Source organism: Mesorhizobium sp. B2-3-12 (genome assembly GCF_006442205.1).
Taxonomy (GTDB): Bacteria; Pseudomonadota; Alphaproteobacteria; order Rhizobiales; family Rhizobiaceae; genus Mesorhizobium.
On the sequence record NZ_VFVR01000003.1, the window covers coordinates 414,020 to 437,974 of the forward strand.

24 protein-coding genes are annotated in these 23,955 nt (G+C 63.8%); 20 read left to right on the forward strand and 4 right to left on the reverse strand.

The genetic code is table 11. The annotated features are described in order from the left end of the window. The first annotated feature begins 8 nt into the window (after positions 1–8). From FJ948_RS12210 to FJ948_RS12220, 3 genes are all read left to right on the forward strand, one after another. Complete coding sequence (locus FJ948_RS12210; RefSeq protein ID WP_181173644.1) at positions 9–701, forward strand: hypothetical protein; 693 nt, start codon at positions 9–11, stop codon at positions 699–701. Between the two features lie 46 nt (positions 702–747). Further along, the gene (locus FJ948_RS12215) at positions 748–1,209 is read left to right on the forward strand and encodes a DUF4189 domain-containing protein (protein ID WP_140705040.1); all 462 of its coding nucleotides are present in this window, start codon (positions 748–750) and stop codon (positions 1,207–1,209) included. Positions 1,210–1,276: 67 nt separating this feature from the next. Further along, entirely contained in the window at positions 1,277–1,825 is a 549-nt protein-coding gene (locus tag FJ948_RS12220) for an invasion associated locus B family protein (RefSeq protein WP_140704628.1), read from the forward strand. Between the two features lie 51 nt (positions 1,826–1,876). Here the strand turns inward: FJ948_RS12220 and FJ948_RS12225 are convergent, their stop codons facing one another. Both FJ948_RS12225 and FJ948_RS12230 read right to left on the reverse strand, forming a co-directional pair. Next, positions 1,877–3,433 carry a GMC family oxidoreductase gene (locus FJ948_RS12225; RefSeq protein WP_140705042.1) on the reverse strand — a complete coding sequence of 519 codons (1,557 nt, stop codon included), beginning with the start codon at positions 3,431–3,433 and terminating at the stop codon, positions 1,877–1,879. A 149-nt stretch (positions 3,434–3,582) separates the two neighbouring features. After that, positions 3,583–4,425: a GntR family transcriptional regulator gene (locus FJ948_RS12230; RefSeq protein ID WP_246677506.1), complete on the reverse strand. Its 843-nt coding sequence runs from the start codon at positions 4,423–4,425 to the stop codon at positions 3,583–3,585. Between FJ948_RS12230 and FJ948_RS12235 the strand changes: the two genes are divergently transcribed. From FJ948_RS12235 to FJ948_RS12280, 10 genes are all read left to right on the forward strand, one after another. Then, complete coding sequence (locus tag FJ948_RS12235; protein WP_140704630.1) at positions 4,424–5,260, forward strand: alpha/beta hydrolase; 837 nt, start codon at positions 4,424–4,426, stop codon at positions 5,258–5,260. The two genes, FJ948_RS12230 and FJ948_RS12235, sit on opposite strands and share 2 nt — an antisense overlap. Before the next feature lie 44 nt (positions 5,261–5,304). Then, positions 5,305–6,444: an NAD(P)/FAD-dependent oxidoreductase gene (locus FJ948_RS12240; protein WP_140704632.1), complete on the forward strand. Its 1,140-nt coding sequence runs from the start codon at positions 5,305–5,307 to the stop codon at positions 6,442–6,444. A gap of 71 nt (positions 6,445–6,515) precedes the next feature. Then, entirely contained in the window at positions 6,516–7,106 is a 591-nt protein-coding gene (locus FJ948_RS12245) for an amino acid synthesis family protein (RefSeq protein WP_140704634.1), read from the forward strand. Between the two features lie 28 nt (positions 7,107–7,134). Continuing rightward, the gene (locus tag FJ948_RS12250; protein ID WP_140704636.1) at positions 7,135–7,593 is read left to right on the forward strand and encodes a YbhB/YbcL family Raf kinase inhibitor-like protein; all 459 of its coding nucleotides are present in this window, start codon (positions 7,135–7,137) and stop codon (positions 7,591–7,593) included. Between the two features lie 70 nt (positions 7,594–7,663). After that, positions 7,664–8,386, forward strand: coding sequence for a class II aldolase/adducin family protein (locus FJ948_RS12255; protein ID WP_140704638.1), 723 nt, complete (start codon positions 7,664–7,666; stop codon positions 8,384–8,386). A gap of 109 nt (positions 8,387–8,495) precedes the next feature. Next, positions 8,496–10,133: a choline dehydrogenase gene (locus FJ948_RS12260; RefSeq protein ID WP_140705046.1), complete on the forward strand. Its 1,638-nt coding sequence runs from the start codon at positions 8,496–8,498 to the stop codon at positions 10,131–10,133. Beyond that, the gene (fhmpcd1, locus tag FJ948_RS12265) at positions 10,133–11,062 is read left to right on the forward strand and encodes a 5-formyl-3-hydroxy-2-methylpyridine 4-carboxylate 5-dehydrogenase (protein WP_140704640.1); all 930 of its coding nucleotides are present in this window, start codon (positions 10,133–10,135) and stop codon (positions 11,060–11,062) included. Before FJ948_RS12260 ends, fhmpcd1 begins: the two co-directional genes overlap by 1 nt. Before the next feature lie 2 nt (positions 11,063–11,064). Next, complete coding sequence (locus tag FJ948_RS12270; RefSeq protein ID WP_140704642.1) at positions 11,065–11,898, forward strand: ABC transporter ATP-binding protein; 834 nt, start codon at positions 11,065–11,067, stop codon at positions 11,896–11,898. Continuing rightward, on the forward strand, positions 11,895–12,710 hold the full coding sequence (locus tag FJ948_RS12275; RefSeq protein WP_140704644.1) for an ABC transporter permease: 816 nt from the start codon (positions 11,895–11,897) through the stop codon (positions 12,708–12,710). The genes FJ948_RS12270 and FJ948_RS12275 overlap by 4 nt, the downstream gene beginning before the upstream one ends. Before the next feature lie 39 nt (positions 12,711–12,749). Next, the gene (locus tag FJ948_RS12280; protein WP_140704646.1) at positions 12,750–13,760 is read left to right on the forward strand and encodes an ABC transporter substrate-binding protein; all 1,011 of its coding nucleotides are present in this window, start codon (positions 12,750–12,752) and stop codon (positions 13,758–13,760) included. Between the two features lie 35 nt (positions 13,761–13,795). Here FJ948_RS12280 and FJ948_RS12285 read toward each other — a convergent pair whose 3' ends face one another. Continuing rightward, positions 13,796–14,221, reverse strand: coding sequence for a hypothetical protein (locus tag FJ948_RS12285; RefSeq protein ID WP_140705048.1), 426 nt, complete (start codon positions 14,219–14,221; stop codon positions 13,796–13,798). 100 nt (positions 14,222–14,321) lie between these two features. Between FJ948_RS12285 and FJ948_RS12290 the strand changes: the two genes are divergently transcribed. The 7 genes from FJ948_RS12290 to FJ948_RS12320 all read left to right on the forward strand — a co-directional run bounded on the left by FJ948_RS12290 (position 14,322) and on the right by FJ948_RS12320 (position 21,866). Beyond that, positions 14,322–15,350, forward strand: coding sequence for a BMP family protein (locus tag FJ948_RS12290; protein WP_140704648.1), 1,029 nt, complete (start codon positions 14,322–14,324; stop codon positions 15,348–15,350). A gap of 77 nt (positions 15,351–15,427) precedes the next feature. After that, positions 15,428–16,996, forward strand: coding sequence for an ABC transporter ATP-binding protein (locus FJ948_RS12295; RefSeq protein WP_140704650.1), 1,569 nt, complete (start codon positions 15,428–15,430; stop codon positions 16,994–16,996). Beyond that, positions 16,993–18,084 (forward strand): ABC transporter permease, encoded by a 1,092-nt coding sequence (locus FJ948_RS12300; RefSeq protein ID WP_140704652.1) that lies wholly within the window; start codon positions 16,993–16,995, stop codon positions 18,082–18,084. The genes FJ948_RS12295 and FJ948_RS12300 overlap by 4 nt, the downstream gene beginning before the upstream one ends. Before the next feature lie 3 nt (positions 18,085–18,087). Then, positions 18,088–19,023, forward strand: a complete 936-nt coding sequence (locus FJ948_RS12305; RefSeq protein ID WP_140704653.1) for an ABC transporter permease — start codon at positions 18,088–18,090, stop codon at positions 19,021–19,023. A gap of 47 nt (positions 19,024–19,070) precedes the next feature. Next, a complete protein-coding gene (locus FJ948_RS12310; protein WP_140704655.1) occupies positions 19,071–19,877 on the forward strand; it encodes a 4-pyridoxolactonase in 807 nt (268 codons plus the stop codon). Positions 19,878–19,902: 25 nt separating this feature from the next. Next, positions 19,903–21,081 (forward strand): alanine--glyoxylate aminotransferase family protein, encoded by a 1,179-nt coding sequence (locus FJ948_RS12315; protein WP_140704657.1) that lies wholly within the window; start codon positions 19,903–19,905, stop codon positions 21,079–21,081. 38 nt (positions 21,082–21,119) lie between these two features. Next, complete coding sequence (locus FJ948_RS12320) at positions 21,120–21,866, forward strand: SDR family NAD(P)-dependent oxidoreductase (protein WP_140704658.1); 747 nt, start codon at positions 21,120–21,122, stop codon at positions 21,864–21,866. Between the two features lie 155 nt (positions 21,867–22,021). On the opposite strand, the gene FJ948_RS12325 is transcribed toward FJ948_RS12320, so the two are convergent. After that, positions 22,022–23,332: a divalent metal cation transporter gene (locus FJ948_RS12325; protein WP_140704660.1), complete on the reverse strand. Its 1,311-nt coding sequence runs from the start codon at positions 23,330–23,332 to the stop codon at positions 22,022–22,024. Positions 23,333–23,955: the final 623 nt, after the last annotated feature.

The window sequence follows — 23,955 nt, forward strand, 5'->3', positions numbered from 1 at the left end:
GCAGCACCGTGAGCCAGCAAGACCCGTTCATCGCCCCGACGCGTGGCAATCCGACCATCGAGCCGGATCGCAAAAGGATCGTCGAGCCGGATCGGAAGAGGACCGTCGAGCCACCGCGGCGGTGGCCGCGCATCGTCGGATTGTCGCTGTTGGGGCTGGCCCTGATGGGCATCGGCTTTGCCGGCGCGAACTATGCCGCGATCGCCGGTCTGGTCGGCAGCCCGACGGCCGCAAAGGCCGAGGCCGCCGCCGCTCCCGCGCTGCCGGATTCGCCCTTCCTCCAGCACGTCAAGCAGGCCGGCGTGCAGGCCTGCTCGACCGTCTTTCCGGTGCTCGGGCAGCTTTTGACCACCGGCACGAAATACAGCGTCAAATCCCTGTGGAACGACCAGGCCGCGGACAAGCACGCGGTCCAGGCCTTTGTCGGCATGGACTATGCCACGGACCGTTACAGCGGGCCGGCCGCCGGCGTGGTCTTCGCGTCGCCCACCGCTTCGGGCTGCGAGGGCGCGATGGTGCGGGTGGCGCCATTCGCCAGTCCGTGCGCGGACATTCCGTCCGTTCTTCCGCAAGGCAGCAAGATCACCGACCATCTCGGGCAGGTCGAAGTGTACGAGCTTGGCGGCGGCACGGGTGAAGCGCTTCTGCTGCCGACGGGCAACACATGCGTGGTGATTTCCATCGCCTCGGCGGCCAAGTGAGGCGTGCAAGCGAATGGGCGAGGCGCCCGGGAAAGGATTGCGGACCATGAAATCGCGACGTTTGGCAGTCTTGTGCATGGCCTTGCTGTGGAGCGGGCAGGTGGTCTCGGCCGATCTGGTGGAGCCGTCCGAGCCGCCGCAGGAAGAGAAAGGCATCTGGGCGGCGATCGCCTACTCCCAGACCGACACCAAATACGGCTTCTTCTGGGGCGCCGACAAGCGGCAGGAAGCGAAGGACATCGCGCGGAAATATTGCGAGAATGCCGGCGGAAAGGCCTGCAATGTCGTCGCCGTGTTCCGCAATCACCGCCATTGGACGGACGACGACGAGACCGGATTTCCCTACAAGCATTGCGGCGCGCTCGCCGTGGCAGACAAGGTGGAGCACCGGTTCACTCCCTGGGGCGTGAACTCCGCCGAGACCCGCCGCGAAGCGGAAGACCTCGCCCTGCAAGCCTGCGAGGCAGGGGGGATCCAATGCAAGATCCGCGAATGGGTCTGTACGTGAGAATAACGGCGTCTCGAAGCCGACAGTTTGGGGCATTTGCCCGGCACCGAAGAGAAGGCCGCATTCATTGGTTCGTAGACATTTTTCGCTGAAGGCAGCCGTCATCTGCGCGGCTGCCTTCTCCGCTTCGGTTTCGGCTGGTTTCGCGCAACAGCAGCAGGCGGCGTCGCTGCCGAACGGCGCATCGTCGCTCCAGGAAACGTATCAGGACTGGCAACTGGCCTGCGGCATCCAGGACAATGCCCGGGTCTGCACGGTCACGCAGGACCAGACGCAGAAAAACGGCCAGAGACTTTTGGCGGTGGAGCTGCGCGTGGGACAGAAGGGCGGATTGATTGGAACCTTGCTTCTGCCCTTCGGCATCCTGTTCGAGCCCGGCGTGGCGGCACAGATCGACGACCAGCCGCCCGTCGGACCGTTGAAGTTCAGGACCTGCCTGCCGAACGGCTGCGTGGCGCTGTTTCCGATCGACCGGGCGCTGACGCAGAAGCTCAAGGCAGGCACCGAACTCAAGCTCGACGTCACCACCGCGGCCGAGACCGCGCTGAGTTTTCCGGTGTCGCTGAAAGGCCTTGGCGCCGCCCTTGACCGCATGGTCGCGCTCAGCGCGCGTTGAGGAGCAAGACGGCAGCGAGCCGGGCCTTGTCGCGAAGGCACGGCCCTCGGATCAAGACGGCAGGAGTTTCCGCCGAGCGAAGGTCTCGGCGATCGCGAGGACCGCGGCGTGTATCGGCCCCGCGGTGAGACTGGGCATGACCGAAGCGTCAACGACAAAAACATTGTCGAGCGCCTTGAGCCGCAGGTCCGCATCGACGACGGCGTCCGGATCCTTGCCCATCCTGCAAGTGCCACAGGGATGATGGTGGGTGATGACCGCCCGAGCGATGAAGTCGTCCATTTCAGCCACACCGTTCAGCGTGCCTGGCAGGAGTTCGCGCTCTCGCCAGCCGGCGAGTTCGCCTCGGTGCCCGATTGTCCGGGCCGCCTCGAGCGCCTGTCGAAACAGCGCACGGTCCCGGTTGCTTTGCAGGTATGCGGGGTCGATGATCAATCGATCGTCGAGTTCCGGCCCGCTGATGCGCACGCTGCCGCGGCTCGTCGGGTGGGTGATGCCGAACAGCAGCGAGTAGGCCGTGCCGGGGGCTGGCGCTTCGAAGCTTTCGGACACGATCGGCGCGACGCCGCAACCAACGACAATTTCGGGCTGACCGGTACCGGTAAACCCGTCGGCCCGCATATAGGCCATCGACTCCGAGTGCTGGAGGCGCGAGGGAGGAACAGGTTTGCGGGCCGCATAGAGATTTCCGGCACCAAGCAGGTGGTCCTGAAGGTTTCGACCGACCTGCGGCATATCGATCAGGCAGCCGACGCCCGCGGCATCGAGCATGTCGCGCGGACCAATGCCCGAGCGCATCAGCAAGGCCGGACTTTCCAGCGCGCCGGCGCAAAGCACGATTTGATCCGCAAGGATTTCGACCGGACCCTGCTGCCCCACGACTTCGAGGCCGCGGACCTGATTGCCCGCCAGTTTGAGCCGCCGCACGCGGGATCCCGTAAGGATGGTCAGGTTCTTGCGGCTTCGAACGGCCGGCGTGAGCCAGGCGTCGGCCACCGTGACCCGCCGGCCGTCGCGAATGTTCAAGGAGTTCGGGGTGACGCCGATCATCTGTCCGCTGTTGTGGCCCTCAAGGCGCGGCAGGCCGAGCGAAGCGCCGGCCTCGATGAATGCGCGCGCGACCGGACTGACCTCGTCCGTCGGCAAATGGACCGGCATCGGCCCGCCCTTGCCGTAAAGGCCGTTGCCGCCGAGCGGGTGATCCTCGATGGCCCGAAACGCGGGCAGCAATCCGTCCCAGCCCCACCTGTCATCGCCGGTCGCGTCGACCCATGCCTGGAAGTCCCGGGGGTGGCCGCGCATATAGCCCATCGCATGCAGGCAACTCGAGCCGCCCACCAATCGCCCGCGCGCCCAGTGATGCACCCGGCCCGCGGTGCCGGCTTGCGGCTCCGTGCGATAGTCCCAATCGTAGCCACGGCCCTGAAGCGCCGGCCAGGCAGCGGGGTTCCAGATGTCGGGGTCAACAGCCTCTTCGCCTGCCTCGATCAGGAGAACGCGACGGTCTTGGTCCTCACTCAGGCGCGCGGCCAGCAACGCGCCCGCCGAGCCGCCGCCGACGATGACCAAATCGGCATCCCGTTCGCGTTCGAAATTCGCCATGGTCATCATCACTCCATCTGGCGCTTGCGTATTTGGATGGTCGGCAAGTGGGGCGCCGTACGACGTGGGTCCGCGCGTCGACCTGTTCGCGGACAGTCGATCCGCGACATCAAAGGGCTTCGAGTTTCAGGCGGAGCAGCTGTCTTTCGAAAAACTCAAGTCGCGCTGTCCATGGACATCTTCGCTGCCGCTTTCGCCTTCAACAGGTGGTTCTTCGAGGCTTTGCGGGCGGCCTTCTCGTCGCCGGCGGCGATGGATTCGTATATCTCCTTCATCTCCGCCAGGCTGCTTTGTGCCCGGCCGTCCAATGACATGGATCGTCCCCGAAAGAAGCTTATCCTGGCCACCAGGCCGCGATGGACTTCCTCGAGGATCGGATTGCCGCAATTGGCGAGTATGATGGAATAGAAGTCCGCGGCCGTCATGACCTGCGCCAGGCTGTCATTGCTGGACGCCGCCTCTTCGAACGCGGAGAGGGATTTGTCGAGTTCACGCAACTGCTCAGGTGAAATTCGCGACGCGCACCGTCCCGCCGCCTCGACTTCCAACAGCTCTCGAACCTCGTAAATCGCGGTTGCCACCTCCCACGTAAGGGACGGTATCGAGGGCCCTCGGTTGGGTACGATCTCGATCAGCCGCTCGGCCTCGAGACTGCGCAAAGCCTCCCTCAGCGAAGGGCGGCTGATGCCGAGCTGTGTGCATAGCTGGCTTTCGATGAGGCGGCTTCCCGGCTGGAACAGCCCGGAGAAGATGGCGAGCCGTAACTTGTCGACGGTCTCCCGTTGCACTGTCCGTGGCGAAATTCGCAAATTCAAATCTGGAGGCATCTCTAACGTCTCTTGGGTTTGAGTCGCAATCGCCGCAGCAGCATACGTCACGCCGTGGAAAATAGCCAGATTGTCAAATCTGAAGATTGCAAGAATGTCAGACAATCCGCTTGACGCCCCTCCGGCTGTATGATCCTTTTGAACGAGACGGGCAGTGATGGTGAGGGTCATGGACATGGCGGCAGAGATAGCTTGCGACCAATTTGGCTCGCGACGCATCGACACCGGCCGTATCGCCTTGAATGTGCGCGAAAGCGGCAACGGCCCGTTGATGCTGTTCTTCCATGGCATTACCTCCAACTCCGCGGTCTTCACGCCGTTGATGGCCCGGCTCTCGGATCGCTTCACGACCGTGGCCGTCGACCAGAGGGGGCATGGCCTCAGCGACAAGCCGGAAGGCGGCTACGAGGCGAACGACTATGCCGACGACATTGCCAGCCTGATCCGCACGCTCGACCGGGGTCCCGCCATCCTCGTCGGACATTCGCTTGGCGCCAGAAATTCCGTCACGGCCGCCGTGAGACATCCAGACCTGGTGCGGTCGGTCGTTGCAATCGACTTCACGCCCTACATCGAGACCGAGGCATTGGACGCGCTGGAGGCCCGCGTGAACGCGGGAAGCCAGCTTTTCGAGAATCTCGAGGCTATCGAATCCTATCTGGCCGGGCGCTATACGAACATTCCCGCCGCTGCCATCAGAATCCGGGCCGAGAGCGGCTATCACCGGGTCGACGGCGGGTTGCGGCCATTGGCGTCGCCCGTGGCCATGGCTCAGACCGCCAAGGGCCTGCGATCGGACCTGGCGCCCGCCTATCGGGACGTGGCGAAGCCCGTTCTCATCGTTCGGGGCGAGGCGAGCAAATTGGTTTCGGCGGCGGCGCTGGCAAAGACCAGCCGGCTGCGGCCGGATCTGCCCGTGGTCGTCGTCCCCGGCGCCGACCACTACGTCAACGAGGTCTCTCCCGAGATCACGCTGAAAGCCATCACCAATTTCATCGACGCCTGACGGCGCAGCACGCCGTCTTCTCGTACGCAGCATCAGGATAGAAAATGGCCAATGTAAACAAAACCCAGGGCAAGGCGCGCCGCGCGGAGGTCGCCGGCGGCGGCTTTGCCGGCCTGACGGCCGCCATCGCGCTGAGGCAGAACGGTTGGGACGTCAGGCTGCATGAAAAGAGCTCGGAGCTACGGGCATTCGGCGCGGGCATCTATCTCTGGCACAACGGCCTTCGGGTCCTCGAAGGACTGGGCGCGCTGGATGATGTTCTCCAAGGCTCGCACACGCCTCCGACCTACGAAACCTGGATGCACAACAAGTCCGTTTCGAAGGAAACGTTCAACGGGCTTCCCTGGCGCATCATGACCCGCAGCCACCTGCATGATGCGCTGGTCAATCGCGCCCGCGCTCTGGGCGTCGAGATATCGGTCAACTCCGAGGCGGTCGCCGCCGATCCGGAAGGCCGCCTGACCCTTCAGACCGGAGAGGTTCTCGAAGCGGACCTGATCGTCGGCGCCGACGGCGTCGGCTCGAAGGTCCGGGATTCCATCGGCTTCAAGCAGGATCGGTGGGTCTCAAAGGACGGTCTCATCCGGCTGATTGTCTCTCGCAAGAAGAAGGAACTCGGTCACGGCGAGTGGGACAACACCATAGACATGTGGAATTTCTGGCCGCGCGTCCAGCGCATCCTCTACTCGCCCTGCAACGAGAACGAGCTCTATCTCGGCCTCATGGCCCCGGCCGCCGATCCTCGGGGTTCGCAGGTTCCGATCGACCTCGAGGTCTGGGTCGAGATGTTTCCCTTCCTGGAGCCGTGCCTGATCGAGGCGGCGAAGCTGAAAACCGCCAGGTACGACAAATACGAAACCACCAAGCTCGATAGCTGGACGAGAGGCAAGGTCGCCCTCGTGGGGGACGCCGCGCATGCCATGTGCCCGGCTCTTGCGCAGGGCGCCGGCTGCGCGATGGTCAATGCCTTCAGCCTGTCGCAAGATCTGGAGACGGGCTCTTCGGTCGAGGACGCGCTCGTCGCGTGGGAAAAGCGCATTCGCCCGATCACCGATCGCTGCCAGGCCCTGTCCGGCGACTATGCGGCGAACCGCTCGCTCTCGAAGGGAAACATGTTCACGCCGGCAGCATTGGAAGCAGCCCGCTACGACCCGCTGCGCGGCGTCTTTTCATGGCCGCAGTAGTTTTTTTGGCCAGCCGGTCAACGAATTAATCGGCGCGTGCGGAAGTTGCACGCTCCCTTCAGGAGATAAAGATGAATTATTCCAGTGAAGTCGAACGGGATTACGATGTCAGGGGCTGGTACGCCTCGGTCCAGGAAAGCCGGCATGATGGCGGCCAACCCGGCGACACGCTCGTCAAGGTCGCGACAGGCGTCGTCATACGCAACCCTTTCGCTGGAAAGTTCGTCGCCGAATTGTCCGAGCTGACCAATCCGAGTTCAGCCATTGGTCATGCGCTCGGCGAGCGTGCCGTGGCGCTGCTCGGCAACAGGCCGGTCGAAAGCTATGGCAAGGGCGGCATCGCGGGCACATCGGGCGAACAGGAACATGTCGTCGCCTGCATCACCACGGTGTTCGGAGATCCGCTGCGCCAGCAGGTCGGTGGTGGCAAGGCCTGGATTTCGTCGGTCAGCAAGGTCGCCGCCGCCGGTACATCCATCGATATCCCGCTCGCTCACAAGGACGAGCTCTACATCCGGTCCCACTATGACGCCGTCACCTTTTCCGTGCCGGACGGCCCGCGCCCCGACGAGCTTTTGATCTGCGTCGCCGTCGCTTCGGGTCCGCGCGTGCATCAGCGCGTCGGCGGCAAAACCGTCGCCGACCTCAAGGCCGGTGTCTAGTTCGATCGAAATTGGCGAAGGAAATTCCATGCCCCTGAATATCAAGGACCTCAAGATCACATCGGCGGATTTCGAGCCGCTCGGGAAACTGCGCGACGAGCATGCCGGCGACAAAGGCAACGTATTGCCCAGGCTTACGGTCAGCGGCGTGCCGGCGGGCACGAAGGAGCTCGCGGTCATCTGCCACGATCCCGACGCGCCCTTGCCCAACGGCTTCACGCACTGGGTCGTCTATGGCATCGATCCGTCGGCCACCGATCTTTCGGACGCGCAGGAAAAATTTCGCGTCGGCCCCAACGGCGCCGGCGGCATGCAGTATTACGGGCCTCAGCCGCCCGCCGGCCATGGCGAGCATCACTATTATTTCTGGGTCTATGCCCTCGACACCAAGGTCGAAGGGACGCCCACAAGGGAAGAGTTCCTGCAGACATATGCCGGCAACATCATCGAGCAAAACCGGATCGTCGGCCTCTACGAGAACAAGTGAAATCCGCGGCCTCGGCGACCGATAACAAGAACAAAATGGTCGCCAGCGCCGCGCAATGGGAGAATTGGAAATGAAAGACAACAGCCTCGCGCGCCAGACGGTCTTCGAAGAGCTGGTCACGGCGACGAAGATCCTTCTGAACGAAGGCATCATGGATACGTTCGGGCACATCAGTGCCCGCGACCCCGAGGATCCCGAAAGCTTCTTCCTGGCGCAGAAGCTTGCCCCGAGCCTGATAACCGTCGACGACATCCAGCGTTTCAACCTCGACGGCGAAACCTCGGACAACAGGCCGTCCTATCTTGAGCGCTACATCCACAGCGAGATCTACAAGGCGCGACCGGACGTTCAGTGTGTGCTCCACACCCATTCTCCGGCTGTCCTGCCGTACTGCTTCGTCGATACACCGCTTCGGCCGGTCACCCACATGGGCGCTTTCATCGGCGAGTCGGTCCCGGTCTACGAGATCCGCGACAAGCATGGCGACCAGACGGATCTCTTCGGCGGCAGCCACGACGTCTGCGCCGACATCGCCGATAGGCTCGGCAACCAGACCGTGGTCCTCATGGCGCGGCATGGCGTCGTCAATGTCGGCAACTCCGTGCGGGAAGTCGTCTTCCGCGCCTTCTATCTGGAGCAGGAAGCGGCAGCGCTCACGGCCGGCCTGCGGGTCGGCACCGTCAAATATCTGTCGCCGGGCGAGATAAGGACGGCGGGAAAACTCGTCGGTGCCCAGATCGATCGAGGATGGAATCACTGGTCGCAGCGTCTGCGAGAGGCCGGCCTGGCCTAGCGCCGTCCGCGGAATAGTTGGGCCATCCCGGTTCTGGCCGGGATGATCCAGTCCCGGTTTCAACAGTTCCCTGGCGCAGGAGCGCCGGACCAAGGCGATGAAACGCACCATGCCGCATGCTGAAAGTTACGACTATGTCATCGTTGGGGCCGGATCGGCCGGTTGCGTGCTCGCCAACCGGCTGAGCGCCGACCCCCGATGTTCGGTGCTGTTGCTCGAGGCCGGCGGCTGGGATCGCGACCCCATGATCCACATACCGCTTGGCTGGGGCAAGATCCTGACGGAACGCCGCCATGACTGGATGTATTTCTGCGAGCCGGAAGACAATGTCGGCGGACGCCGGGTCGAGTGCGCGCGCGGCAAGGTGATCGGCGGATCGTCGTCGACCAACGCCATGGCCTATGTGCGGGGAAATCGCGGTGACTACGACCGTTGGGCCGCCAGCGGGCTCAGCGACTGGTCTTATGACAAGGTGCTGCCCTATTTCCTCAAGCAGGAAAGCTGGGAAGGCGGCGAGAGCCGATATCGCGGTGGCAATGGTCCGGTCAGCACCCAGTTCTGCCGCTACAAGGACACGCTGATCGACGCCTTCGCACAGGCTAGCGTCCAGGCCGGCTATCCGCAGACCGACGACTATAATGGCGAGCGGCAGGAAGGGTTCGGCCGCCTCCAGATGACGATCTCGAAAGGCCGGCGCAGCTCGACCGCGTCCGCCTATCTGCGGCCGGCCCTGAAGCGGCCCAATTTGACGGTCCTGACCGGAGCGACGGCGACGAAGATCATCCTGGAGGGCACGCGCGCCACCGGGGTGGTCCTGAACCATGGCGGTGGCGAACGGACGGTCGTCGCCCGCAAGGAAGTTCTGCTCTCGGGCGGCGTCATCAACACGCCGCAACTCTTGATGCTGTCCGGCATCGGGGCGCCAGAGGAACTCGCGGCGCAGGGTATCCAGACGCGGGTGGATCTGCCGGCGGTCGGCAAGAACCTGCAGGATCACGTCTCGGTCATCCTCATGTATCGGCGCCGGGCTCCGGGCGGCCCTTTCCTGCGCAACATGCGTGCCGATCGGATCGGGTTCGATTTCGCCAAGACCTACTTCACGGGACGGGGTTTTTCGGGCGACGTGCCCGGCGGCGTCGTTGCTTTCCTGAAAAGCGGCCCGGAGCGGCCGTTGCCGGATGTGCAACTGCTGTTCACGGCGGCTCCGCTGGCAGCGTGGCCTTATTTCGAGCCGTTCAAGGCGCCGTTTCCGGACGGCTTCGCCACGCGGATCGTGGCGACGCAGCCTGAGAGCCGGGGGGCGGTGAAACTGGCCTCGTCCGATCCCCTCGCGGCACCGCTGATCCATCAGAATTTCCTCGCCTCGCCGAAGGACTGGCAGTCGCTTCGCGCCGGCTTCCGGGTGGCGAGGGATCTGGCGGCGCAGCCCTCCATGCAGCCCTTCATCGAGGCGGAGTTCTTTCCCGGTCCCAAATGCCAGAGCGACGAGGAGATCGACGAGCATATCCGCAAGACTTCCATCACCGTGCATCATCCGGCCGGAACCTGCCGGATGGGGGCCGATGCGGCCTCGGTCGTCGACCCGCAATTGCGGCTTCGCGGCGTCGACGGCCTCAGGGTGGTGGACGCGTCCGTCATGCCTGACCTGGTCTGCGGAAACATCAACGCGGCGGTGATCATGATCGCCGAGAAGGCAGCCGACCTCATCGCGGCGTCGAATACAGCAATGGAAAGCAGGGCAGCGTGATGATCCAACGTATCGCCATCATCGGTCTGGGTACGATGGGACCAGGCATGGCCGCAAGGCTCGCCAGGGGCGGCTTGCAGGTCGTCGCCTACGACGTCGCGCCGGCGGCGATCGAGCGCGCTGGAACCATGCTGGGCGTGGCGGAGACCGTTCTCGATTCCCTCGGCATCGCACCGCCTGCTGCCGGTGCCGGAACGGTTCGCTTCACGGATGACATCGCCGACGCGGTGTCGGGCGCCGACCTCGTCATTGAGAACGTGCCTGAAAACATTTCGATCAAGGCCGATGTCTATCGCGCGATCGACAGCCTGATCGCATCGGACACGATCGTCGCGTCCGACACGTCGGGCATCCCGATCACCAAGCTGCAGGCGCACATCTCGCATCCCGAGCGGATGGTGGGCATGCACTGGTCGAACCCACCGCACATCATCCCGATGATCGAGGTGATCGCCGGCGAGAAGACGTCGCCGGAGACCGTGATTGTCATCCGCGACCTGATCCGCTCGATCGGCCTGTTGCCGGTGGTGGTGAAGAAGGACGTTCCGGGCTTCGTCGAAAACCGCGTGCTCTATGCGCTGCTGCGCGAGGCGGTCGACCTCGTCGAGCGCGGTGTCATCGAGCCGGAAGACCTCGACACCTGCGTGTCCTGGGGCATCGGCTACAAGATCGCCGTGATCGGGCCGATGGCGCTGCTCGATATGGCGGGCCTCGACATCTACAAATCCGTCTCGTCCTTCCTCAACGCCGATCTCTCCAAGCGCGACGACGTTGCGCCGATGGTGCTGGAAAAGACCAACGCGTCGAAGCTCGGCATCAAGTCGGGGGAGGGCATGTTCTCCTACACGCCCGAGCAGATAAAGGCGCTGCAAGGTGAGCGGGCGCGCAAACTCGTCGCGGTGCGGCGCATCCTGGAGGGCCGGGAGTAGCCATGCGCATTGAACCCATTCGAGCGGCAGGTGGCCGGCCAGCCCATATCCGCCACGATGACGACCTGATCTCCGCCAAGGGCGTTTCGGTGGTCATGGCCAAGCAACTGGTGCTGCAGAATATCGATCTTGCGATACCGAAGGGGTCGTTCGTCTCCCTCATTGGTCCTTCCGGTTGCGGCAAGAGCACCTTGCTCAAGGTTCTGGCCGGGTTGGTCCATCCGACGAGCGGCGGCGTTTCCATCGCCGGACTTTCGCCGGTCGAGGCGGCGCGCAAGCGCATGATCGGCCTCGTGTTCCAGGACGCCAACCTGCTGCCGTGGAAGAATGCCGTCGACAACGCATCCATGCTGCTCGGCATCGCCGACAAATCGCTGTCGCGCGCGGAGTTGCGGGCGCGCGGACAGGAGATGCTCGAGCTGGTGGGCCTGGGCGACAGCGCTCACAAGCGTCCAAACGAATTGTCGGGCGGCATGCGCCAGCGCGTCGCCATCGCGCGGGCCCTGGCGCTCGACCCGGCGGTGCTGCTGATGGACGAGCCGTTCGGCGCGCTCGACGCCATTACCCGCGACCAGATGGGCCAGTCGCTGCTGGAAATCTGGCAGCGCACCGGCAAGACCATCGTTCTCGTCACGCATTCGATCGACGAGGCCATTCATTTGTCCCGCCACGTGCATGTGCTTGGGATCAAGCCCGGCCGGATCACCGAGAGCCTCGACATTGGCCTGCCCTATCCGCGCGACCTGTCGGTGACGGAAGATCCGGAATTCGTTCGGCTGGTGGTTCAACTGCGCACGATGCTGCGCGCCAGCCATCAACCGGGAGGCGCGTCATGAGCGATCAACCCATCACCAATCTCTCCGAGCCGCGGCTTGCCTCGAACTGGGCCGCCTCAACAAGCAGTTGGCTGCCGGCGGTCATTCTTCTGTTGGCGACCATCGTGGCGTGGGAAGCCGTGGTGCGGATCTTCGCCATCTCCGCCTTCATCATTCCCGCCCCGTCCGAGATCGCGAAATCGCTGGTCGCGCAATGGGGAACGCTGACGCAGGCGACACTGGTGACGGCGGGGGAGATCCTGTTCGGGTTCCTGGTCTCGGTCGTCGTCGGCGTCGCCATCGCGCTGGTCATCGTGCGCTTCGACTGGCTGGGCAGGGCGCTCTATCCGCTGGTGGTGCTGTTCCAGAACGTGCCCAAGGTGGCGCTGGCGCCGATCTTCATTCTCTGGTTCGGCTACGGGCTGGCTCCCAAGATCGGGCTGATCCTGGTCATCGCCTTCTTCCCGGTGACATTGTCGATGCTGGCCGGCATGCAGTCGGTCGATCGCTCGCTGTTGTCTTTGATGAATTCCGTCGGCGCCAGCCAAACGCAGATCCTGTTCAGGATCCGCGTTCCGCATTCGCTGCCGAACCTGATGGCGGGAACCAAGATCGCGGCCACGCTGAGCGTCATCGGCGCCATCGTCGGCGAGTTCGCCGGCGCCTCGGACGGGCTGGGCTACGTCATCCAGTTCGCCTCGACCCAGCTCGACACCGCGCTTGTCTTCGCGGCGCTGCTGCTCGTGTCCGTGCTCGGCATCGCCTTCTACTACGCGGCCGAAATCCTCGAACGCATCGTGGTGCCGTGGGCACCCAAATTCAGCCAGGCCTAGGCCTCTCGATCAACCAACGGCAATAAAAGGGAACAAGAAATGCTGAGACGCTCACTTATCAAGGTAGCCATGCTTGCGGCCTTCGCCGGCGCGCTTGGCTTCTCGAACGCCGCGTTGGCGGCCGACAAGGTCAATGTCCAGCTCGACTGGGTGGTGCGCGGCAACCACGCCATGTTCTTCGTCGGCAAGGAAAAAGGCTTCTTCGCCAAGAACGACATCGACGTCGCCGAAATTCGCAAGGGTTCCGGCTCGCCGGATGCCATGCGGCTGGTGGGCAACGAGAACGCGGATTTCGGCTTCGGCGATCTTCCGACGCTTGCCGTCGCCCGCTCGCAGAGCGTTCCCGTGGTGGCGCTGGCGGCGGTCAACCAGCACTCGCCGCTGGCGATCATGTCGCTCGCCAAGACGGTGAAGCTAACCAAGCCGGAAGATCTCAAGGGCCTCACCATCGGCATTCACCCGGCGGGCTCGACCTACATCTTCTTCAAGGCCTTCCTGGCGGCAAACGGCCTGACCGAAAAAGACATGACGCTGAACAGCGTCTCGCCGCCCTATGAGAGCTATCTGCTTCTGGGCCGGGTCCAGACGGTGGTCGGCTATGTCGACGCCGAGGTTCCCGAACTGGAGGCCAAGGCCGGCGGTCCGGGTTCGCTCAGCATCATGATGGGCGCCGACCATGGCTGGAAGGCCTATGGCTCCGGCCTGTTCACCTCGGAGAAGATGATCAAGGACAAGCCGGACGTCGTCGCCCGCTTCGTCAAGGCTTACAGGGAAGCCTTCGACTATGTCGTCGCCCATCCCGAAGAAGCCGCCGAGATCACGGCAAAGGCCGCGCCAGGCTATGCGGACAAGAAGGATGTGCTGCTGGCGCAGATCAACGCCGATATCGCCTCGACCTTCACCAGCCCCGACACCAAGGAATACGGCCTGGGCTGGATGACGAAGACGCAGTGGGAGGAGACCCTGAAGACGCTCACCGACCAGGGCGTGCTCAAGGCGGCGCTGTCGGCCGACGACGTCTTCACCGACAAGTTCCTGGCGAAGGAATAGGGCACGATGTCCCGGGCGGACCGATCAATGAGCGCCTACCGGCACGCCAGGCCGTCCTGCTCCACGCCGCAGGATACCTCGCGCTTGCCTTTGGCGGCGTCGGTCCGGTCGAGCGCGATCTGCACGCGAGTGGCATATGCGCGGCCCGCCAGGCCGCACCACAGCCGCTCGACAGGCAGGTTCTCGCGCTTGTCGTTGAGAATGGTGAAGGTGCCGGTTTTGGGGTCGAACCAGAGTTCGACACGGGCGCTCTTGCCCGGCTCGATCGTGGCGATCCCTTCCGAATACCAGTGGGCAAAGTCGGCGTTGCAGGACACGCTTTCCGTGCCCGCATTCGAAATCGTCAACGGCACCATGTCGAGCCCCTCGGTGCCCTTGCGGACAATCACCTGGTGCAACTCGACCGCGTTGGCAAGCGATGTGAACGCCAAAATCACGGGAAGGGCATAACGGATTTTCACTTTGCCTGAGCTCCATGGGGTAGTTTTCTCAGGCAGTCTATCTCGCTTCGGCGCAATAACAACAAGAATATTGATTGGAAAATCAAACAGAGAGGGTAACATGTTTAAGATTCTTAAGAGCAGTGTAAGTGCATTTGTATTGTGCGGCGTCTTGATGGGCGGCGCGTTTGCCGGCGAAGTCAAGTCGATTGCCATCCTGACGCCCGAGGAGGGCACGGATTATGGCTGGAACCAGCAGGGCATCGACGCCGCCAAGGCAGCCGGCAAGGCCGCCGGCGTCGAGGTGGTCGTGGCCCAGGGCCTCGGCTATGGCGATGTCCGTCCGACGCTGCGCGAGCTCGCGTCCGACGGCGCCAGCCTGCTGATCGCGCATGCCAGCGGCTACAACACCTCGGCGCCCGAGATCGCCAAGGAACTGAAGGTTCCGGTGGCGATCGTCGACACGCCGAACGGCCTGGAGAAGGGCCTCGTCGCCGACTACACGCTGAGCGGCCATGAGGGCGCTTATCTTGCCGGCCGTCTGGCCGCCAAGGTGTCGCGCTCGAAGTCGGTCGGCATCGTCGTGTCGGGCGAACCTCCGTCATGGAACTCGCAGTCGGCGGCGTTCGCGCAAGGCGTGAAGGCGGAAAATCCGGACGTGAAGATCACCTATGCGGTGATCGGGCCGGCGGCCTATAGCGATGCGGCCGGCGGCAAGCGCGTCACCGAAAGCGTCATCGCCTCGGGCGCCGACATCATCTTCGGCCAGGGCAACGGCTCCAGCTTCGGCATGCTGCAGGCGGTGGAGACGACCAAGGCCGCGGATGGCGGCAAGGTCTATTTCATCGACGTCATCGGTGACAAGTCGCCGATCGACAAGGGCTTCCTGCTGTCGTCGGTGGTGTGGAACATCGAACCGGTCTACGCGGCGATGATCGCCGACCTGAAGGCCGACACGTTTGGTACCAAGCACTATTCGATCGGCCTCAAGGACGATTCCGTGCAGCTGCTGAAGACCGCCGCCATCCCGGACAAGGTCTGGGGGGAAATCCAGGCGCTGCGCGAGGACATCATTTCCGGCAAGATCAAGGTCGAGCCGGTCTTCGATGCGGCCGCCGTCAGGGCGCTGATGACAAGCGTCGCCCAGTAACTTGATCAAAGTCGGCTGCCGGAGGGGCGATCGGTTCGCCCCTCCGGACCGTTCCCATTTTCTGGTACTGGGCTTTCATGAGCAGTTTATCTTCATCGCCCGTCGATATCAGCGACATCGTCGCGCTCGAAGGCGTGACCAAACGATTTCCCGGCATTGTCGCCAATGACAGCATCGGCCTGTCGATCCGCCCTGGCGAGGTGCATGTGCTGCTGGGCGAGAACGGGGCGGGAAAATCCACCTTGATCGGCATGCTGTCGGGCCTGCAGCAGCCGGACGAGGGGCGCATCCTTGTCGACGGCAAGCCGACGCCGATCACGTCGCCACGCCATGCGCTGGCGCTCGGCATCGGAACGGTGTTCCAGCACATGATGCTGGTGCCCACCCTGACTGTCGCCGAGAACCTGCTTCTTGGCGGACCCTGGTGGCAGCGCCCCAGGACCGAAGAGCTTGAGGCCCGCGTGGCCGAGATCACCCGCAGCCTCGGCATCACGGTGAAACTGCATGCCAGGGTTTCGGAGCTTTCACTGGGCGAGCAGCAGCAGGTCGAGATCCTGCGCGCCATGGTGCGCAACAGCCGGCTGCTGATCCTCGACGAATCCACCTCGATGCTGACGCCGAAGGGCATCGATGAGTTGGGCGCGCTGATGCGCCGCCTCGTCGAACAGGGTTTGGCGATCGTCTTCATCACCCACAAGCTTAGGGAAGCCGCTGCCTTCGGCGACCGCATCTCGGTTCTGAAGCTCGGCCGCAAGGTCGGTGAAATACCGCCCGAGCGATTTCGCGCGCTCGGCGAACAGGAGATCATTTCCGAGATCGTGGAGTTGATGTTCGGCAAGCAGAAGGACGATCCCGAAGCTGTCGAACGTTCGGCCCACGCCGTCGATGCGCAAGCCGCGCCTCTGCTTAAGGTCACGGATCTCACGGTTGCGCCGACCGACAACGCGCCCGGCCTGTCGTCGATCTCCTTCGACATCCGTCCGGGCGAGATCCTCGGCATCGCCGGCATTGACGGCAACGGCCAGAAACAGCTGGCGGAGGCCTTGGCCGGCCAGCGCGTCGCGACCGGTGGTTCGGTCCGGCTCGAGGGCGCCGCCATCGAGACCCTGAGTGTCGGCGAACGCCGCCAGCGCGGCCTTCGCTATTTGACCGACGACCGGCTGGGCGAGGGCACGGTCGGCACGTTCCCGGTCTCCATCAACTTCTTCCTCAAGCAGGTCGGCGCGGCGCCGTTCTGGCGCGGTGGCGTCGAGCAGCGCGCCGAGATCGACAAGCGCGCCGCCGAACTCGTGCGCGAATACGATGTGCGCACGCCAAGCCTGAAGACGCCGGTCGCGCGGCTTTCGGGGGGCAACATCCAGAAGGTCCTGCTGGCACGCGAACTGGCCGAAGGCGCCAAGGTGGTGATCTTCAACAAGCCGACCTACGGGCTCGATCTCGCCAATACGCTGGCGTCGCGCCAGCGCATCCGCGACACCGCCGCACGCGGCCTTGCCGTGCTCCTGATCTCCACCGACCTCGAGGAACTGCTCAGCATGTGCGACCGCATCGCGGTGATCGCCAATGGCGCGCTGGTCGGCACCGTCGACAATGCCGACGATGCCCGCACCAGGGTCGGCCGCCTGATGATCGGACTTGCCGCATGAGCATCGACACCGCACCCGCCGCCACCGCACTCGATGCCACGAGCGGGGCGGCCACGCGCCGTGACATACTGCATCGGCTGCTGATGACGATCGTCCCGATCCTTGCCGCTCTCGTCATCGCCGGCTGCATCCTGCTTGCCGTCGGCGTCGACCCGCTCGCCTATTATGGCTACGTGCTGGAAAAAGGCTTGTTCTCGCCGCTCGGCATCCAGCAGACGCTGACGCGCATGGCGCCGCTGCTGTTTCTCGCCGCCGGCCTGATCGTGGCCTTTCGCGCCGGCATGTGGAATCTGGGCGGCGACGGTCAGTTCCTGCTCGGCGCCGTCACGGCGGCCGCCAGCGCTCCGGCGCTGGTGGAGATATTGCCCGCCTGGCTGGCGCTCTTCTGTTCGTTCCTGATCGCCATGCTGGTGGCCATGATCTGGTCGCTGGTGCCGGCGCTGCTGCGCGCCTATCAGGGTGTCAACGAGATCATCACCACGCTGATGATGACGTTCCTCGGCACGTCGCTTGCCAATGTCCTGGTCAAGCTGGTGTTTCGCGATCCCGGCACCACCGTGCCGCAGACCCGCACGCTGCCGGTGGAAGACCGGCTGCCGCGTCTGTTTGAAACAACCATCACCAGCGGCCTGCTGCTCGGCCTGGCGGCGATCATCATCGTGCATCTGGTGATGACGCGCACGGCATTCGGGCTGAAATTGCGGATCGTCGGCGCCAATCCGCGCGCCGCGGTCCATGCGGGGCTGGGCGTGCCCGGTCTGACCATTGCCGTCTTTGCGATTTCGGCCGGGCTCGCGGGCCTTGCCGGTGCCGTCGACATCATCGGCGTGCAAGGCAATGTGCGGGCCGACTGGAACCCGGCCTATGGGCTGGCGGTCATTCCGGCCGTGTTCCTCGCCCGCATGAACGGCTTTGCCGCGATAGGTTTCGTCTTCCTGCTTTCCGTGCTGTCGATCGGCGGCGAGAGCGCGGCGCGGCGGCTTGGCGTGCCCAATCATTTTACCCTGGTGCTGGTCTCCATCGTGCTGATCGTGCTCGCACTGGCCGAGTATGTCGACCACCGCTATCACCAGTCGAGAAAGGCCTGACGCATGACCGGGCTGTTCAGCGAAGTCTTTCTCAGCGCGCTCTTGTTCGGCGCCGTCACGGCCGCCATTCCGCTGCTGCTTGCCGGGCTCGGCGAGCAGATGTCGGAGAAGGCCGGGGTGCTCAACATCGGCATCGAGGGCATGATGCTGGCCGGCGCCTATCTCGGCTTCGTCGGCGCCTTCTATTCGGGATCGCTGTGGCTGGGCTTCCTCACCGGCGCTGCCGGCGGCATGGCGGTGGCGCTGATCATGGCGCTGCTTTGCGTGAGGATAGGGTTGAACCAGATCGTCATCGGTATCGCGCTGACGCTCGGCCTCGAAGGCCTGACGGCGCTGCTCCACCATTTTCAATTCTCTCGCAGTTATCCCCGCCTGCCGGCGGCGGACGCAACCGTCATTCCGCTGCTGTCGGACATTCCGGTGATCGGCCCGGCCTTCTTCAAGCATCATCTGATCGTCTATCTGGCGGTCGCGCTGGTGTTCGCCATGGGCTACCTCTACCGGCGCACGCAGCTCGGCCTCAATCTGCAGGCCGCCGGCGACAAGCCGGCCGCGCTCGACGTGGCCGGCATCGACGTCATCAGGACGCGCACCATCGCCGTGCTTTCGACCGGCGCGCTGGCCGGGCTCGGCGGCGCCTATCTCGCCAATGTCGGGGCGGGCCTGTTCATCCCCTTCATCACCAATGGCGCCGGCTTCCTCGGCATCGTGCTGGCCATGCTGGCGCGCGGGCGTCCGGTCTGGGTGCTGTTCGGCGCGCTTTTGTTCGGCGTCTGCCTGTCACTGACGACGGCCATGCAGGTGGCGGGCATCAACATCCCGACCGACGTCATCCAGATGCTGCCGTTCCTGGCGGTGATGATAATGTTGGTGCTGTTCGGGCGGCGGGCCAGCCTGCCGGCTGCACTCGGCATTCCATACGAGCGCGGGGCGCGCTGAGAAAAACCAGATGCGCGGATGGGACCCGCGCCGAAACGGAGGCAACAATGTCGGATACCAAGGTCTACCTGCTCGACGGCGGCTCGCTCGTCCTCGACGGTTATCACGTGTTCTGGAATCGCGGTCCGGGCGGCGAAGTGCGTTTCCCCGTCTATTCGATCCTCGTCGAGCATGCGGAGGGCCGCTTCCTCATCGACACCGGCTATGACTACGACCACGTCATGAAGGTGCTGCCCTTCGAGAAGCCGATCCAGGAAAAGCACCAGACCATTCCAGGCGCGCTGGCGCTGCTCGGGCTGGAACCGAAGGACATCGACGTCGTCGTCAATTCGCACTTCCATTTCGACCATTGCGGCGGCAACAAATATTTCCCGCATGCCAAGAAGATCTGTCACCGCACGGAAGTGCCGCAGGCCTGCAATCCGCAGCCCTTCGAACATCTCGGCTATTCCGACCTGAGCTTCTCGGCCGAGGCAGCGGAGGCGCGCGGCGCCACCGCGCAGTTGCTGGAAGGCACGACGCGCGCCAACTCCACCTTCGAAGGCATCGACGGCGACATAGAGCTTGCCAAGGGCGTCAAGCTGATCTCGACGCCAGGCCACTCGATCGGCCATTACAGCCTCCTGGTCGAGTTTCCCAAGCGCAAGCCGATCATGTTCACCATCGACGCCGCTTACACCCAGAAGAGCCTTGAAACGCTCTGCCAGGCGGCCTTCCATATCGACCCGGTCGCGGGCGTCAATTCGATGCGCAAGGTGAAGAAGCTGGCGGAGGATCACGGCGCCGAGCTGATGTACTCGCACGACATGGACAACTTCAAGACCTACAAGACCGGCACGCAGTTCTACGGCTGACCGCCGTCAATCGGAGACCAAGACCATGCGCTATCTCGAACACGCCGATCCGGTCATCACGCTGACCGCGGGGCCGGTGAACGCTTATCCCGAAGTGCTGCGCGGCCTCTCGCGCACGGTCCTCTATGACTACGACCCGGCGTTCCAGCTCTTCTACGAGAGGGTGGTCGACAAGGCGCAGAAGGCGATGCGGCTTTCCAACAAACCCCTCATCCTGCATGGCGAACCGGTGCTGGGCCTCGAGGCTGCGGCGGCGTCATTGATCACGCCAGACGATGTCGTGCTCAATCTTGCTTCCGGCGTCTATGGCAAGGGTTTTGGTTACTGGGCGAAACGCTATTCGCCGCATCTGCTCGAAATCGAAGTGCCCTATAACGAGGCGATCGACCCGCAGGCGGTCGCCGACATGCTGAAGGCACATCCGGAAATCACCATCGTGTCGGTCTGCCATCACGACACGCCGTCGGGCACGATCAACCCGATCGACGCCATCGGCGCGCTGGTCTCGGCGCATGGCGGCTACCTGATCGTTGACGCGGTTTCGTCCTTCGGTGGGATGAAGACGCATCCCGAGGATTGCAAGGCCGACATCTACGTCACCGGCCCCGGCAAGTGCCTTGGCGCGCCGCCGGCGCTGACGCTGATGGGCGTCAGCGATCGCGCCTGGGCGAAGATGAAAGCCAACAAGGCAGCACCGCGCGCATCGGTGCTGAGCATCGTCGACTGGGAGAACGCCTGGTCGCGGGACAAGCCGTTCCCGTTCACGCCTTCGGTGGCCGAAGTGAACGGGTTGGATGTCGCGCTCGATCTCTATCTCAACGAGGGTCCGGAGGCTGTATGGGCGCGCCACGCGCTGACGGCAAAGGCCATGCGTGCCGGTGTCGTCGCCATGGGCCTGTCGATCTGGGCCGCCAGCGACGCAATCGCCTCGCCGAGCACCACGGCTGTCCGCACGCCCGACGGCGTCGACGAAAAGGCGCTGCGGGTTGCGGCGCGCGCCCGTTACGGCGTTGTCTTCTCGTCTGGCCGTGGTGAGACATTGGGGAAGCTTACGCGCATCGGCCATATGGGCCCGACGGCGCAGCCCATCTACGCGATCGCGGCGCTGACGGCGCTTGGCGGCGCCATGAACGCGGCAGGCGAGAAGCTTGCGGTCGGCAAGGGTATCGACGCGGCACTGGCCGTGATCGACGCCGACGCCTGAACAGACATCACAAGATTAGGCATTGAGGGAGAATTTCCATGACTGAACGGCTTGCGGGAAAGACGGCGCTGGTGACGGGCGCCGCACAAGGCATCGGCAAGGCGATCGCGGCCCGGCTGGCGGCCGACGGCGCGACCGTCATCGTCAGCGACATCAATGGCGAAGGCGCCAAGGCCGCCGCCGCCGCGATCGGCGGCAAGGCAAAGGATGTCGCGGCCGACATCTCTGATCCGGCCTCGGTCAAGGCGCTGTTCGGCGAGATCCAGGCGCTGACCGGCGGCGTCGACATCCTGGTCAACAATGCCAGCATCGTGCCGTTCGTCGCCTGGGACGATGTCGACCTCGACCATTGGCGCAAGATCATCGACGTCAACCTGACGGGGACCTTCATCGTCACCCGCGCGGCGACCGACCAGATGCGGGCGGCGGGCAAGGCAGGACGCGTGATCAGCATCGCCTCCAACACCTTCTTCGCCGGCACGCCGAACATGGCGGCCTATGTCGCGGCCAAGGGCGGCGTCATCGGTTTCACCCGGGCGCTGGCCACCGAGCTTGGCAAGTACAACATCACGGCCAATGCGGTGACGCCCGGCCTAATCGAGAGCGACGGCGTCAAGGCCAGCCCGCACAACGAGGCGTTCGGCTTCGTCGAGATGCTGCAGGCAATGAAGGGCAAGGGCCAGCCCGAGCATATCGCCGACGTCGTGTCGTTCCTGGCGAGCGAGGATGCCCGCTGGATCACCGGCCAGACGCTGAATGTCGATGCCGGGATGATCAGGCACTGAGGTGGTAGCAGGGAGATAGCGGACCCCTGAGTCTACCTGGATCGACTGGAGCGAGGGCGACGGGCTTTGCGTACTCGTTCGCGAGCTTAGGGGCTAGATCGGCCCAACGACCGTGTCGCAGCAAGCGTCCTGCGACCGGTCGGGATGCGTGGCGTTCATAAGACCCATTGCAGCGCGAGGCCGAGCACGGATAGCCCCATTGCTGTCGTCGCGAGCCAGCCGAGAAAGCGCAGCCAACCCTCGACGGGGAATTCGCCCATGATGTCGGAACGCCCGGTCATCAGCATCATCACGACCATCACGGGAACGGCGCATATCCCGTTGATGACCGCGCTCCAGTAAAGCGCCTTTATGGGATCGATCGGCGTGAGCATGATGCCCATTCCCAACGCCACGGCGGCGGCCAAGGTCGCGTAAAATGCCATCGCTTGCTTCGGCTTGCGCTCCAGTCCCACTGGCCAACGGCGCGCCTCGCCCACGGCGAAAGCGGCCAAGCCCGCGAGAACCGGCACCGCGAGAAGGCCGGTGCCGATAATCCCCATCGCAAAGATCGCAAAGGCGAATTTGCCCGCGACCGGCTCCAGCGCCTTGGCCGCATCGGTGGAGGAATTGATGTCGGTCACCCCTGCCTTGTGCAGCGTGGCGGCCGTCGTAAGGATGATCGCAATGGCGATCAGGTTCGAGAAAGCCATGCCGACCACCGTGTCGGCGCGAATGCGCCGGAAGGCGCCCGGCGCCTGCCACGGAGCCCACTTCAGCGGCTTGGCCTTCGGGTCGATCTTCTCCTCTTCGACCTCTTGCGACGCTTGCCAGAAAAACAGGTAGGGAGAAATCGTCGTGCCGAGTATGGCCAGCAGCGTGGTGAAGTACGCCCGGTTCCATTCCATGTGCGGAAGAACGACACCCTTGAGGGCCTCGCCCCATGGGATATCAGCCAGAAACGCGGCCACCACATAGGCAAAGAGGCTCAGCGTTGTCCATTTCAGGACCGTGACGTACCGGCTGTAGTCGAGAAAGACGATCGCCAGAACGCACGCCACGCCGAACGCGACAACATAGAGCCAGCTTGGGCCGCCCACCAGCAATCGCAGCGCATCGGCCATCGCGCTCAGGTCCGCTCCGATGTTGATCACGTTGGCGGCGAACAGAAGCGAGGCCACGAAATACATCAGGGGAGACGGGTAGTGTCGGCAGAGATTGCCGGAAATCCCTCGCCCTGTCGTCCGGCCTATTCGCGCCGCTATCTCCTGGATCGCGACCATGAGCGGAAACGTGAACACCATGGTCCAACCGACATTGAACCCCAACTGGGCGCCCGCCTGGCTGTATGTGCCGATGCCAGAAGGGTCGTCGTCAGAGGCGCCTGTGATGAACCCAGGTCCGATTGTGCGCAGGAATCGTTGGAATGGCCCTTTTGCCCGAATGCTGCTCTGTTTCTCAGAGATTTCGGCGCCTATGTCGCTCATGCAGCTGCTCCAGAAACGCGGCCCGTTCGACGTCCGCTTGAAGCAACTCCGGCAATCGCCGTTCGGTTCCTTTAGTCATTGCTGAAACGCCCGGCAGTAGCCCTTCAGCGCGTGAGAAATATCATGTCGCCAGCAAAGGAAGCACACTCCAAGCGACAATATACCAACGGCCGCTTGGCAGGAGCTTTTTGGCGGGGGCAACCGCGGTTTGCGTCCGCGCCCCGCCGCCGTCGCGGGCGTAGATCTTGGAGCCGCGCAGTTCGGCGCATCACCTAATCCGGCTTCAAACCCCATTTCCAGCAATATTCATCTGGAGTGAGTCCGTAGTAATGTATGCGAGATACTGTTTCAGCGATTTATACGATTTCCGCGCGGAATATCTTTAAACCTGCCGGCGCGATCCCTACGTCATTCCTTGTAATGTCTATCAAGGCAACACCGATGTGACATCGCTCACGGCCACGCCTGCCCTTACCGGGGGACTCGGGACGCGCGGTCACTTTCCCATACGATGAGCAGCCCAAACGTTCGACACGCCCTTAGTGTGTCGCGCGCGTCGGCACGCAATCTCCCCACCTCATAGATCAACACCAACCGGGTGACCGCCGGGTGAACGAACCCGT

What these genes read in the sequence shown, in the direction of transcription:
- FJ948_RS12215 (WP_140705040.1), top strand. Translation starts at nt 748, where the DNA reads ATGAAATCGCGACGTTTGGCAGTCTTGTGCATGGCCTTGCTGTGGAGC.
- FJ948_RS12225 (WP_140705042.1), bottom strand. Translation starts at nt 3,433, where the DNA reads ATGACCATGGCGAATTTCGAACGCGAACGGGATGCCGATTTGGTCATC.
- FJ948_RS12235 (WP_140704630.1), top strand. Translation starts at nt 4,424, where the DNA reads ATGGACATGGCGGCAGAGATAGCTTGCGACCAATTTGGCTCGCGACGC.
- FJ948_RS12230 (WP_246677506.1), bottom strand. Translation starts at nt 4,425, where the DNA reads ATGACCCTCACCATCACTGCCCGTCTCGTTCAAAAGGATCATACAGCC.
- FJ948_RS12240 (WP_140704632.1), top strand. Translation starts at nt 5,305, where the DNA reads ATGGCCAATGTAAACAAAACCCAGGGCAAGGCGCGCCGCGCGGAGGTC.
- FJ948_RS12245 (WP_140704634.1), top strand. Translation starts at nt 6,516, where the DNA reads ATGAATTATTCCAGTGAAGTCGAACGGGATTACGATGTCAGGGGCTGG.
- FJ948_RS12250 (WP_140704636.1), top strand. Translation starts at nt 7,135, where the DNA reads ATGCCCCTGAATATCAAGGACCTCAAGATCACATCGGCGGATTTCGAG.
- FJ948_RS12255 (WP_140704638.1), top strand. Translation starts at nt 7,664, where the DNA reads ATGAAAGACAACAGCCTCGCGCGCCAGACGGTCTTCGAAGAGCTGGTC.
- FJ948_RS12260 (WP_140705046.1), top strand. Translation starts at nt 8,496, where the DNA reads ATGCCGCATGCTGAAAGTTACGACTATGTCATCGTTGGGGCCGGATCG.
- fhmpcd1 (WP_140704640.1), top strand. Translation starts at nt 10,133, where the DNA reads ATGATCCAACGTATCGCCATCATCGGTCTGGGTACGATGGGACCAGGC.
- FJ948_RS12270 (WP_140704642.1), top strand. Translation starts at nt 11,065, where the DNA reads ATGCGCATTGAACCCATTCGAGCGGCAGGTGGCCGGCCAGCCCATATC.
- FJ948_RS12275 (WP_140704644.1), top strand. Translation starts at nt 11,895, where the DNA reads ATGAGCGATCAACCCATCACCAATCTCTCCGAGCCGCGGCTTGCCTCG.
- FJ948_RS12280 (WP_140704646.1), top strand. Translation starts at nt 12,750, where the DNA reads ATGCTGAGACGCTCACTTATCAAGGTAGCCATGCTTGCGGCCTTCGCC.
- FJ948_RS12290 (WP_140704648.1), top strand. Translation starts at nt 14,322, where the DNA reads ATGTTTAAGATTCTTAAGAGCAGTGTAAGTGCATTTGTATTGTGCGGC.
- FJ948_RS12295 (WP_140704650.1), top strand. Translation starts at nt 15,428, where the DNA reads ATGAGCAGTTTATCTTCATCGCCCGTCGATATCAGCGACATCGTCGCG.
- FJ948_RS12300 (WP_140704652.1), top strand. Translation starts at nt 16,993, where the DNA reads ATGAGCATCGACACCGCACCCGCCGCCACCGCACTCGATGCCACGAGC.
- FJ948_RS12305 (WP_140704653.1), top strand. Translation starts at nt 18,088, where the DNA reads ATGACCGGGCTGTTCAGCGAAGTCTTTCTCAGCGCGCTCTTGTTCGGC.
- FJ948_RS12310 (WP_140704655.1), top strand. Translation starts at nt 19,071, where the DNA reads ATGTCGGATACCAAGGTCTACCTGCTCGACGGCGGCTCGCTCGTCCTC.
- FJ948_RS12315 (WP_140704657.1), top strand. Translation starts at nt 19,903, where the DNA reads ATGCGCTATCTCGAACACGCCGATCCGGTCATCACGCTGACCGCGGGG.
- FJ948_RS12320 (WP_140704658.1), top strand. Translation starts at nt 21,120, where the DNA reads ATGACTGAACGGCTTGCGGGAAAGACGGCGCTGGTGACGGGCGCCGCA.
- FJ948_RS12325 (WP_140704660.1), bottom strand. Translation starts at nt 23,332, where the DNA reads ATGAGCGACATAGGCGCCGAAATCTCTGAGAAACAGAGCAGCATTCGG.